This window comes from Porphyromonas somerae (genome assembly GCF_022845615.1).
In the GTDB taxonomy this organism is placed as follows: Bacteria; Bacteroidota; Bacteroidia; order Bacteroidales; family Porphyromonadaceae; genus Porphyromonas_A; species Porphyromonas_A somerae.
On the sequence record NZ_AP025559.1, the window covers coordinates 1041211 to 1053295 of the forward strand.

Annotated in this window: 11 protein-coding genes; 8 read left to right on the forward strand and 3 right to left on the reverse strand. The window is 40.8% G+C overall.

Translation table 11 applies throughout. From position 1 onward, the window contains the following. The first annotated feature begins 245 nt into the window (after positions 1-245). The 4 genes from MWL85_RS04460 to MWL85_RS04475 are packed head-to-tail and all read left to right on the forward strand — an operon-like array spanning position 246 to position 4507. Complete coding sequence (locus tag MWL85_RS04460; protein WP_244401596.1) at positions 246-671, forward strand: plasmid mobilization protein; 426 nt, start codon at positions 246-248, stop codon at positions 669-671. Then, positions 631-1893 (forward strand): relaxase/mobilization nuclease domain-containing protein, encoded by a 1263-nt coding sequence (locus tag MWL85_RS04465; RefSeq protein ID WP_244401597.1) that lies wholly within the window; start codon positions 631-633, stop codon positions 1891-1893. The genes MWL85_RS04460 and MWL85_RS04465 overlap by 41 nt, the downstream gene beginning before the upstream one ends. 11 nt (positions 1894-1904) lie before the next feature. Further along, positions 1905-3992 (forward strand): conjugal transfer protein MobC, encoded by a 2088-nt coding sequence (gene mobC, locus MWL85_RS04470; protein ID WP_244401598.1) that lies wholly within the window; start codon positions 1905-1907, stop codon positions 3990-3992. A gap of 53 nt (positions 3993-4045) precedes the next feature. Continuing rightward, complete coding sequence (locus MWL85_RS04475; protein WP_244401599.1) at positions 4046-4507, forward strand: hypothetical protein; 462 nt, start codon at positions 4046-4048, stop codon at positions 4505-4507. A 100-nt stretch (positions 4508-4607) separates the two neighbouring features. Here the strand turns inward: MWL85_RS04475 and MWL85_RS04480 are convergent, their stop codons facing one another. Continuing rightward, a complete protein-coding gene (locus MWL85_RS04480) occupies positions 4608-5543 on the reverse strand; it encodes a DUF1896 domain-containing protein (protein WP_244401600.1) in 936 nt (311 codons plus the stop codon). A 702-nt stretch (positions 5544-6245) separates the two neighbouring features. Continuing rightward, positions 6246-7742, reverse strand: coding sequence for a helicase-related protein (locus tag MWL85_RS04485; protein ID WP_244401601.1), 1497 nt, complete (start codon positions 7740-7742; stop codon positions 6246-6248). A gap of 311 nt (positions 7743-8053) precedes the next feature. Between MWL85_RS04485 and MWL85_RS04490 the strand changes: the two genes are divergently transcribed. The 3 genes from MWL85_RS04490 to MWL85_RS04500 all read left to right on the forward strand — a co-directional run bounded on the left by MWL85_RS04490 (position 8054) and on the right by MWL85_RS04500 (position 11067). Continuing rightward, entirely contained in the window at positions 8054-9274 is a 1221-nt protein-coding gene (locus tag MWL85_RS04490) for a site-specific integrase (RefSeq protein ID WP_244401602.1), read from the forward strand. A 4-nt stretch (positions 9275-9278) separates the two neighbouring features. Further along, positions 9279-10538 (forward strand): site-specific integrase, encoded by a 1260-nt coding sequence (locus MWL85_RS04495; RefSeq protein ID WP_244401603.1) that lies wholly within the window; start codon positions 9279-9281, stop codon positions 10536-10538. A gap of 61 nt (positions 10539-10599) precedes the next feature. Then, the gene (locus MWL85_RS04500; protein WP_008450577.1) at positions 10600-11067 is read left to right on the forward strand and encodes a DUF1896 domain-containing protein; all 468 of its coding nucleotides are present in this window, start codon (positions 10600-10602) and stop codon (positions 11065-11067) included. Between the two features lie 503 nt (positions 11068-11570). Here the strand turns inward: MWL85_RS04500 and MWL85_RS04505 are convergent. Next, positions 11571-11933: a hypothetical protein gene (locus tag MWL85_RS04505; RefSeq protein ID WP_230586384.1), complete on the reverse strand. Its 363-nt coding sequence runs from the start codon at positions 11931-11933 to the stop codon at positions 11571-11573. Here MWL85_RS04505 and MWL85_RS04510 point away from each other — a divergent pair. Continuing rightward, positions 11826-12077, forward strand: coding sequence for a helix-turn-helix domain-containing protein (locus MWL85_RS04510; protein WP_232724653.1), 252 nt, complete (start codon positions 11826-11828; stop codon positions 12075-12077). The genes MWL85_RS04505 and MWL85_RS04510 overlap by 108 nt on opposite strands. The last annotated feature ends 8 nt before the right edge of the window (positions 12078-12085 follow it).

Here is a 12085-nt window from a genome sequence, read left to right on the forward strand (position 1 = left end):
AAGTCTCATCAATAATGATATGATGATATTGAAACAAACAAATAAAGGTAATCGTAGCCTATTTAAAGGCACTAGAAACTAGCTACAGCAGCGTGTCAGTATCCGAATGGGCAAGTAGTGTTTTTGTATTACAAAACTGCGTTTGTATTACGAAAAACCTCCCTGCTTCCGTGGGAAGTTTGACCGCTCCAAAGTCGCTAGGGGAAAAGAAAAATCAAGTAATTACTTACACATACATATTCATTATGACTGATAAAGATAAAATTCAACCACCAAAATGGGATACTTGGATTTGCCGAATGCCGTCTGTGAAAGATCAACAGAAGGCAATTACTCTTTTCAAGAAGTCAAAGGCGGCAACCAAATCCGATTTTATGAGAGCACAAATACTTCGTGAAGACTTTAGAGTCCTTCACGCTGACTTGGGCTCAATGAAATTTTATCAAGAATTGACACAGTTGGTAGCAGCCGTTAATAAAACTGGCGTGCTTTACAACCAAACAGTCAAGTCAATTAATATGTATCATACTGAAGCAAGAGCAAAAATTCTACTCGCAAGGGTGAGTAAAAGCCAAGAGGAAATTTTATCCACCCTGGAAAAGGTAGTAAAACTAGCAGAAGAAATGAAAAATGATGGTAAGTATCACCACTCCGAGAAGTCTACTGAATAAACTGGAGTACGATTTCAAGCAAGAGAATAGAGAAAAGTCTACAGTCGTTTACTCGCAAGGGGTTTCTGTAGGGAAGGATGGATACCCAGATGTGGTAAAAGCATATCAAGAAATGATGGATGCTATGCCACATAAGAAGCGAACAAAGAATGTTGTCTTCGCTTCTTCCATAAATCCTGACCCGAGAGAGCATCTTTCTGATGAACAGTATATGCTTATTGGCAAAGAATTTATGGAGAGGATGGGATACAAGGACCAACCTTTTATCATTACACGACATCACGATATTGAAAGAGATCATATTCACATCGTCTCTACTCGAGTGAGACCGGATGGATCTAAAATATCAGATAAGTTTGAAGGAAGAAAAGCGAGACGAATCATTGATGATTTAGAGGTAAAATATAACCTGATTATCTCTCCTACCAATAGAAAGAAACAAAATCTGAAGGAGCAGCAACGACTATCGTATGGTATGGAAGCCCGACCAATTGAAGTTGGTACTGAAAATATGTACGAGCAGATTCAAGCTGTCATCAGAAGAATACTACCAAACGCATCATTTCAATCAATTGGTGAGTTTAATGCTATATTGAAGAAGTACAATCTTAAAGCAGAAATCACGAAGAATGAATATCAAGGAAAGCTCTATGATGGAATAGCATACGTTCCAATAGATAGCAATGGGAAAAAAGCTGGTAACCCAATAACTGGGTCCGAACTCGGACATGGCTATGGGTTATCTGCCGTCAAAGGAAGAATGAAGCGATCAAAACAAGAAGTGGAGACTAGATTGCCATTCATTAGAAACACCATTAAAGCAATTCTTAAGCAGCAACCTAAAACAATCCAAGAGATGAAAGACTCTCTTGAAAGGTTTGGAATTAGAACGGAAGTATTCCAAAATGAAAAGGGAAGAATATATGGCATTACATTCGTGCAAGATAGCACCAACACAGCGGTTAATGGCTCTAGAATTGGAAAGGAGTTTTCTGCCAATGTGTTTAATGACTACTTCGCACCTGAAATACACAATATCCCTGACTATAAGGAGTATCTAAATAATTCAGAAGAGATAACAAATGACCAATCATTCAATATCTCTGGGGACTTTGGCTTGTCAACTGATGATGGTAGAGATTATCAAGAAGAAGCTTTTGGAAAGCGAATGAAAAGACTATATAACAAGAAGAAGAATAAAGGTCGTAGACCAAAACTATAAACAATTTCAATATGGGACAAGAAGACGATTTAAGAGCGTTAGGTAAGATTATGGACCTAATGAGGGGACTATCAATAGTCATCCTCATAATACATATATACTGGTTCTTTTATCAGGGGATAAAAGGAATCGGTCTTAATCTTCAATTTGTAGACGCTTTTCTACTGAAGATAGCTAAGACAACTCCATTCTTTAGCACTTTCAATTTTACCAAAATACTAGCACTCATATTTCTAGCATTGAGTTGCTTGGGAACAAAAGGTGTGAAAACGGAGAAAATCAATTGGTCAATGATTCTAGTCTGCTTGGTAACTGGACTACTCCTATATTTTGGAAGTTTTTGGATAACTAAAATCCAACTACCAATTGATACATTGATGGCTCTATATACTTTTGTATTATCTATCGGATATATTTTACTACTTATGACAGGAGTATGGATGAGTCGTCTGCTCAAAAATAATCTGATGAATGATGTCTTTAATGTGGAGAATGAAAGTTTTATGCAAGAGACAAGACTCATCGAAAATGATAGCTCGGTGAACTTGCCAACTAAATTCTACTATAAGAAAAAATGGAATGATGGTTGGATCAACATTGTAAATCCCTATCGAGCAACTATGGTTCTAGGTACACCAGGGTCTGGTAAATCTTATGCGGTGATTAATAATTACATCAAGCAACAGATTGAGAAAGGGTTTACAATGTATCTCTATGACTTTAAGTTCCCTGACTTATCTGTAATAGCTTACAATCACCTCGCAAAGCACGCAGAAGCATACGGAGAAGTGGAACCTAAATTCTATATCATCAATTTAGATGACCCTAGGAGAAGCCACAGGTGCAATCCACTTTCACCAAAGTATATGACAGATATTGCAGATGCATACGAGTCTGCATCTACAATTATGCTTAATCTGAATAAAACGTGGATTAAAAAGCAAGGTGAGTTCTTTGTGGAATCTCCTATAAACCTTTTTACAGCTATAATTTGGTTCCTTAGAATCTATGATAATGGTAGGTTCTGTACTCTCCCTCACGCAATTGAATTGCTTAATAGTGACTATCAGAATCTATTCAAGATACTGATGGACTATTCAGAGCTTGATAATTATATGGTGCCATTTATGAATGCTTATGAGGGTGGTGCACAAGAGCAGTTGCAAGGACAATTGGCATCTGCTCAAATCCCAACCGGACGAATGATTTCACCATCTTTGTACTGGGTTATGACTGGTGATGATTTCACCTTAGACCTCAATAACCCAAAGGAGCCAAAGATTCTTGTGGTAGGAAACAACCCAGACAGACAAAGTATATATTCAGCTGCTCTAGGACTTTACAATGCACGCATTGTAAAGCTCATCAATAAGAAATATATGTACTTCACTAAAGAGGACGGGACTAAAGAGAAGCTTAGGACTTTCAAGTCTTCTGTTATTATGGATGAGTTTCCTACTATATACTTTAGAGGGATCGATAATCTAATCGCAACTGCGAGGTCTAATAGAGTAGCTGTTTGTCTTGGTTTTCAAGACTTCTCACAGCTGAAAAGAGATTATGGCGATGATGAAGCTAAAGCAATTCAAAATCTAATGGCAAATCTTTTTAGCGGGCAGGTCACAGGAGAAACGGCAGATACCATCTCTAAGAGATTTGGAAAGGTTCTTCAAAAAAGAGCCTCACAAAACATTAGTAGAAATGACACTTCCACTACTGTTTCTACACAGATGGAGTCGTTAATACCTGCCTCTAAGATTTCAACATTGACACAAGGAACTTTTGTCGGTGTCGTTGCTGATGATATAGGGCAACCAATAGAACAAAAGTTTTTCCACTGTAAAATCATCGTGGACGCTGATAAGGTGAAGCGAGAGGAAGCTGACTATATTAAAGAAATGCCAAATATTCTTGATTTTGAAGGTCTGCCCCTATCTGATGAAGAGGCTGAAATAGCTATTAAAGCAAACTATAACAAAATAAAAGAAGACGTTAGAAATATTGTGGCATTAGAACTCTATCGAATTGCAGAGAAGGAAAAGGAAGAGTCTAGTGATGAAGGTGAAAACCAAAATCAAGAAGAAGAATCTAATTCTTAATTCAAGCTCCACCCAAATGCAAATTGGTACATTATTAGATACAACTTCAAAATATGAAAATAGTAATTAGAACTACTATGCAAGTTGGTTTTGCATTGATAACAAGCTCTTTCTTTCCTAAGCTGTCGATACCATACAATGGTAACACTGCTTTATTTGTTGTTGTCGCAATAATGTTTTCAATTGGGATGTCACTCCTTATTAGTATAAATACAGAAGAAGTACGCAACCCAGTCTACTTAAAGAATATTGAAGGGGCATTTACCATTGTTAGAAAAAGCTTTATAGAGGCTTTCTCAATAGCCTTGACCCTACATTTAATCAATTCAATTATTCCGAATTTCACCTTTACATTCTATCGGCTTCATTTTGACCTATCGGTCCTTGTAATGACCGTACAAACATTTATCATTATCTACTTTATTTATAACCTATCTGATATAGCCGACTTCAAGAAAAGGCTATCTGATAGGATCAGAGAGGAAAAAGATCGCAGAAGTACAGATAAACCTTGATCGAGTCATTTCTCACAATGCTCTTACAGCCTAATGAAAGATTTAAGGCGATGTACTGCACGCAGCACATCGCCTTAAGGTGAAATTCAAACCGAAACAATCAATCTTCACTTTGCACTCTAACAAAAAAGCCTTTGTCTATAATAATCAAATCTTGCCTATCCGTCTCTTCAAAAGACTTCTTAAGATTCTCAACGAAGTCTATATTTCTCTGTTTATAATACTCTTCAAAAACCTTGCTATACTTTTCAAATTCACTCTTCATCATCTCATCGTCTGGGAAATAGCGCTCTACTGCCCAAGTAGGTAGATATGGAACTTGCTCTAATTCGCCATTCTGGACTTTTTCTCTAAAATAGTGCTTAACAGGAGCTCCACCATTTTCTTGGATATACTTATCAATTACAGATAAGTACTTTGGAGTAGGATAGACCCTATACATTTTCCCTGCTTCACCCCAATTATTAAAAGCTTTGATGTAATCGGTTTTCCTTAAGTCTTCAAAGGTATTATAGTTTACAATAAGATTTTGAGGGGTCTCCGGGAAAAGGGTGTCAATGCCACCCCAATCATCTATAATCGGTTTGATTATTTTCGGGAGAGTTACATCAATCAATTCATCGGCTACTACGTAATCTCTGTCTATCTCTTCAAGACCTCCAGCTTCATCAATAGCTTCAGTAATGGCAGGTTCTTCACACAATCTTAGGCAAAGCAATTTGAAAAAATATGGATGAAGATCATAAATATAATCGGTTAAATTTTCAGATACGCTTTCATAGATTGTTTCATATAGTGACCGACTAACATTCGCCATCAAACTATCGTTGGCATCATCTTGCATCAGAGGATGCTTAGAGTACGATGCAACTCTTCTAGCTGAAGAAGCAGCTAGAATAATAAACTCTTTATCTATTGATTTTATCGGGTCGTTGTCATAAAGATAGTTCTCCAAACGACACTCCCACTGATCATAAAGACCAAATTCTCTCGCAAGAACAATTTGATCCTCTGGTAAAATTCGATCATCTTCCATACTATCTTTCTTCTATAATTTATGATTATTCCTACTCTACAAAGCTAACAAAATAATCTACATAAAAACACTTTTCTTTCATTAAAAGCGCCCAATTTCAGCCTTGCGACTTGTAATGGACTGTATGTTCTCGCTTCTCTCGAATATGCAGTCCATACAAGTCGCTAAGACTTCTATAACAAGTCGGCCACATATAAATGTGTGGCTGACTTAATGAGACAAAAACGAATGGTAAGACTCGCTACTCGTTGTCGTAACTTTCGCTCGCGAACATCGAGTGACCCTTCCACTCTCGTTTTCGCTACCCTTCAAGCACGACTCCTCCTAACGCTTCGTCACACCATTCTAGACATAGGCTGAGTACTTGCCCCAAGGGGCTACGCACACAGCCATTTTTCTTTTCAGATACGAACAAAACTAGAGAGGTTTTTCGTCTTGCGACTTGTAATGGACTTTATGTTCTCGCTTCTCTCGAATATGCAGTCCATACAAGTCGCTAAGACTTCTATAATAGGTCGGCCACATATAAATGTGTGGATGTGTTTACCGCAGGTGCAGACACTTCTACTTATGGACAAGTACCCGCCACTTGTGGCGGGGGTGTGGGTGTTTACCGTGATAAAAATGCAAGAAGCGTGCCAGAAAACAAAAATAAAGCTACCGATAGATAGCTTTATTCTTGCACCTTCTGTTCTTAGGTTGTTATCGGAATTTCGGACCGCCCCAACCAACAACCACTTTAGACATTATATCGTCAGGGATATTTTTTCCCTTTGCCTCATTTTTCACCTCTTGACCAAACTCTTGAGTAGTTGTCTTTCCTTGGGCAGTAGTACTATCCACAGATTTTGACTGATGCAGAGACTTGTCTATTTCTTCATTTATTTCTTTAAGTTCTGCTTTTAAGTTTTGGAGCTCCTCCTCTTTATCAAACTTATTCACAGATAAGATTTGCTCATAGTTAGCTAACTCACGATTGTATGTATCAATTTGCTTCTCTAGCCCCTCAATCACCGATGGTATACGCTTTAGAGCATTGACGAAGTTGAGACTCGCAAGCTTATCATCGTCTGCGAGATGTCCGTTGTTATATGTGTAGAGGACACCTCCTTCTCCCTTGACGAAAAAGCGGTTATCGGTGAAATCGAACATACCTTCTTTACTAGAACTTTCGGACTTTACAAGAATGGGGAAACCATATACCTCACCAATACGTTTATAGGCATTGTTTGTCCTCATCGTCTTCTCTAGCTCGTGAAGATAATTACCAATTTCATTGACCTCTTTTACCTCTGGAATATCGTACAGCACAAGATTATTGATGACTTCGTTTTTATCATCAAGTTGAATTTTTCCGTTAAATGTCCTTTCATCGTTTTTGGCTGACTCTAATCGTTGAGTGGACAGCTCAATCTTGGTCTTTACGGCTTCGTACTTCTCTTGGGCTTGGTAATGCTCTTTCCTATACTCGGTTTTAAGTGACTCGAGGTGTGAAATCTTACGCTCTACTTTGACTTTGTCTAGCAATGCGGTATTACCTGATACTACAGCTACAAATTCTGCGTAATTCATTCCATTTACAGCGTCCATATTACCCTCATCAATGGTTCTATCGCTAGTATTCTTTTTCAGCTGTGTAATGAATTGTTGCTTGTTTTGTAGCAGATTGAATTTGTAGGCATCTAGAGTTCTTTCAACAGCATAAAGGTAGATGTCTACTTTATTGTTGTTGAACTCTTTCGCAACCCAGTTGCCAGTGCGAACGGCACGGCCATTGCGTTGCTCAATTGCGGATGGCACCCAAGGCGTATCAAGGTGGTGAACTGCTACGGCTCGCTCCTGTGCATTCACTCCTGTACCTAAGGTAGAGGTGGAGCCTATCAAAACACGAATATTACCTTTATTCATCGCTTTACACATCTCTTCTTTTTTCTTATCTGTATTAAATTCTTGTGCAAAGCGAATTTCATCTTCTGGTATCTCGTAATCTTCTACTAGCTTCCTTTTGATTTCGGTGTAAATATCAAAGTTGGGATTGTTATTTCCTTGCCAAGTGGCGAGGTCACTGAAAATAAATTGGGTCCCTTTTTGCTCGTTAAATTTGTAGTAGTAATCTGCTACCTTTTTAGCACAGTGCGAAGCCTTACTATCAATATCATCGGGCAGATTTGGGTCAATCAATCGCATATCAAGTGACATCTTTGCGGCATAATCAGTCATTAAGAATTAAGGGAAATAGGGGGAAACGCAAGGAATGTAACTATTTGAAATATCATCATTTAGCATTTTTATGCTATTATCGAGTTAGGCGAAAGGAAGCATCAAACGGCAGGAGTTCCGTTACCAAATCGTAACCCACCCGTGAAAAAGCAAAAAGGGGTTACGAATTGAAGGTAAACAACTGTGTCATAGGTTTTTATTCTTCATCTTTCATTTTTCTGCATCGCTCAGGAATACTTGTTCATCTGTACCTTTGCAAGCAAAGGAAATTTAGGAAAAACGACAGAAAAATGAAGGAAAACAAACTGAAAGTATCGTTCTTCGTTCAGGCGAAACGAACCGACAAGAAAGGACTTGTGCCTGTCATCGGGCGAATCTCCGTTGGCAGAACCCATTCGGGCTTCTCCACCAAATGCAAAACTCCGCTTACTCTTTGGGACGGTCGTAAGCAAAGGCTTATCGGCAAGAGCAGCATGGCTGTGTCCGTCAATCAGAAACTTGGTGAATGCACCGCACTTATCCACGCACGCTTTCACGAGCTCAGTGAAAGAGAAGAAGCCTTTACCGCCACCGATGTGAGGGATGCCTATCAGGGGCAAATCCACCGTCAAGCCTTGCTCTTGGAGAGTTTCGGGGAGTATCTCACACAGACAAAGGAGCGCATAGGCATCGACCGAGCCTTGAAGACGTTCAAACTCCGTACCTATCAGCTATCCTTGCTCCGTGAGTATGTGCAGAAGAAGCACAAGGTAAGCGACATCCCACTCTCACAGCTGGACAAAGCATTTATCGAGGGCTTCGAGTATTATCTCACTATTGACCGCAAACTGAAGCGCAGCAGCATATCGAGTGCCTTGTCCACCTTGCAGACCATTGTCCGCATAGCGGTAAAGAAAGGTGTGCTGGACTTCTATCCGTTCTTGGGCTACAGTTACGAGCGACCAAAAGGCGAACCGAGAAGTATCACGAAGGAAGAACTTGAGCACATCATCGACTTGGAGATTGAGTGGGAGAACTACCGCATTGTCCGTGATCTCTTTGTCTTTTCCTGCTTCACAGGTCTGGCAATCTCAGATGTCCGCAATCTTCGGGAGGAGAATATCGTCACTGAAGAAGGCAAACTCTGCATCAAGGGCAGACGCATGAAGACCAAGACCCCGTATCGTGTACAAGTACTTCCCCCTGCTTGGGCGATAATGGAGCGGTACAGGGGAAAGCGTGCAGGCTTTGTCTTTGACGTGCCGACCACCGACATTATCCTCAATGGTATGCACTACATACAGAGAAACATCGGCATGGAAACTCCACTAACCTTTCATATGGCTCGCCATACCTTTGCGTCGCTTATCACGCTCTCGGCAGGTGTACCTATTGAAACGGTAAGCCGTATGCTCGGACACACCAACCTGAGAACAACACAGGTATATGCAGCGGTTTCCTCCGAAAGAATCCATCGGGATATGCAGAAAGTGCAGCAGCGAATACAAGATACATTCACCTTAAAACTTTGACATTATGGCACGAAGCACATTCAAGACACTATTCTATATCAATCGGTCCAAAGAAAAGAAGAACGGCAGCTGCCCAATTATGGGGCGTATCACCATAGATGGAGGACAAGTACAATACAGCACGGGAAAGGAAATCGCTCCCGAACTTTGGGACAGTCGTAAGGGACGGTGCAAGGGTATAGGCGAAGAAACAAAGGAAATCAACCGCTACTTGCAAACCAAAGAGGAACAAGCCAAAGCGAAGTATCAAGAATTAGTTTGGCAACGTGGCTATATCACTGCCGAGTTGTTGAAACGTGAACTCATGGAAGAGGACAATCCCAAAGGCTTTCTTTTGGAGGAAGCCCGACTATTTATTGAGGAAAAGCGTCCATGCGTAGGACTGACGATTGCCAAGCCTACCTTTGCTAATTACATCTATGCAGCGCAGCTCATAAAGTCCTATCTGCGTGAACGCTTAGGGCTGGAGGATATTCGCTACTCCCTGTTGGACTATGGCTTTATCGAGGGGCTGGACTTCTACCTTAAATCAGAGCGCAACCTCTCTCTTGCCACTATTCAGGTAGTGGTCATCTTCCTTAGAAAACTCATCGGCATAGGTCAGCAGAAGAAGTATATCCGCATTGATCCGTTTGCAGACTACAAAGCAGAACTGCCACATCGCACAAGGCGTTATCTCACTACGGAAGAACTACAGCGGATACTGCAAACACCCATCATTGACAAACAGTTCGAGCGAGCAAGGCAACTCTTCATTTTCTGCGCCTTCACCGGTTTGGCTCGTGTGGATATGCAACGGCTCAAACCGAAGCATATCACCCATAATGCTGACGGCACGGAGGAAATACGCATCAAAAGGCAGAAAACGGATGTAGAGGCGATTATTCCGCTCCTGCCTATTGCCAAACAAATCCTTTCGCTCTATATCAAGGACAAGAAAGCGGACGACTTGATATTTCCCAATCTCACAATAAGGAAAGCATCCTTTGCGTGTGTGAACATCGGGCAGATATGCCAGATAGAGAAGGGCTTGACCTTTCACATGGCTCGCCACACATTCTCAACCACGATTTGCCTTTCCAATGGTATTTCGATGGAAACGCTCAGCAAGATGCTCGGGCACAGCAATATCGGTACGACACAAATCTACGGAAAGATAACCGACCACAAGATACAAGAGGATATGACTGCACTCACAGACAGGGAGCATTCTATGTTTGAGGGTTATTGTGAGTCTATAGCACGGCAGAACGTTCCATTGTAACAAGCATAAAAAGGAAGTAATTACCAAACATTTATTATTCACGATTGAACCTCAAATGATTATGAAAAAGAACAACAAACAGGAACTTTCTTACTTTCGATTGAAATTAAGAAGTTACATGAGTGAGCATCACCCTGAGAGATTGAAAGATAAGGAGTTTATCACTGCACGGGCAGATATGGCTCTCACAGCTTACTGCGATGCCGTGACACAAGGTTTCACGCACCCCGAAGCGGAAAGCATGGCAAGCGAGGTTTTGTATCAAGGCTTGCACTTTTCCAAGTATGATACGCTTGTATCCGTGTTTGAGAATGAGTTTGAAAGGGAACTGCCTGCACCTCTCCCAGAGAAACTCGTACCTATATTGTTGTCGAATAAGGCTATTCAAGCCACATTCGACAAGTTCGGTTTGACGGACACATTTGCTTCTGACGAGCAATACGACCGTCTTTACACCGAACTCACAGGCACGATAGTGCTGCTTACCAAGAGCAATCATTTGCCAATAATCGGTCAGACGGAGAGGTAAGCCCAAAGGCGTTGTAAGCAAAGGCACACGCAAAGTCCCTGATGCCGTTTCTTATCGTGCAAAGGTACAACGGCAGCCAATCTGCCCTGACAAGGTCAAGTCCTGCGGATGGAGAGAAGAATCTCCACCGCAGGATTTTTCTTTTCAAGTTTGTATTGCCATTTTCAATATTCGTGCGGTCGTATTCATCTCTCCCAACCTTGCAGAGCAGGGCTGCCGTAAGAGAGTATAGGCACGACAAGAATACGGCATACTCAGGCTCTTTGGACGCAAGGCGTAACAGCCAACAATAGATAGGACTGACGATAATACGGACTATCTGTTGTTTGTACAATTTATTGTCATGACTATCTGTTGTCATGACTATCTGTTGTCAAAACTATATATCGTCAAAACTATATATCGGCAAAACTATATATCGTCAAAACTATATATCGTCAAAATAATCTATCGATAAAACTATCTATCGACACTTCGACATCTCGATTTGTCGAACTATCGAATTATCGATAAAACAACAAAATAATAAAAGGAAAGAGCCGGCACCTCATCTCATTACCGCAATAACACAGACGGATTTCCTTTGGTATTTTCTCTTGTTTTCTCTCTATTTCCCTGCTTATCCTCATTTCTTGCAGCGGTGCTTCCGAGGGTTTACTTTTGCACTCGATAAGTACGGCAATGGACTGCATAACAGTTTGTTTGCCGAGTAACAATAAAGTAATCAAAACAAAATCAAGGCAATGAAACTCATTATCATCGACCGCAAAGCGTGGGAGCGGCACTGCTCCGAATTTGCAGACTTTATCCACAGTATTGAACAGCTTATCGGCAATCCGCCCGAAACGGACGAATGGCTCGACAATGAAGCCGTATGCCGCAGGCTCGGCATCAGCAAACGCACCCTGCAATCCTATCGCGATACGGGTAAAATCCCTTTCTCCATCATTGGGCATAAATGCTATTATAAGGAGAGCGACATCGCAGAGTTACTGAATGCAAACAATTAATGAAATCA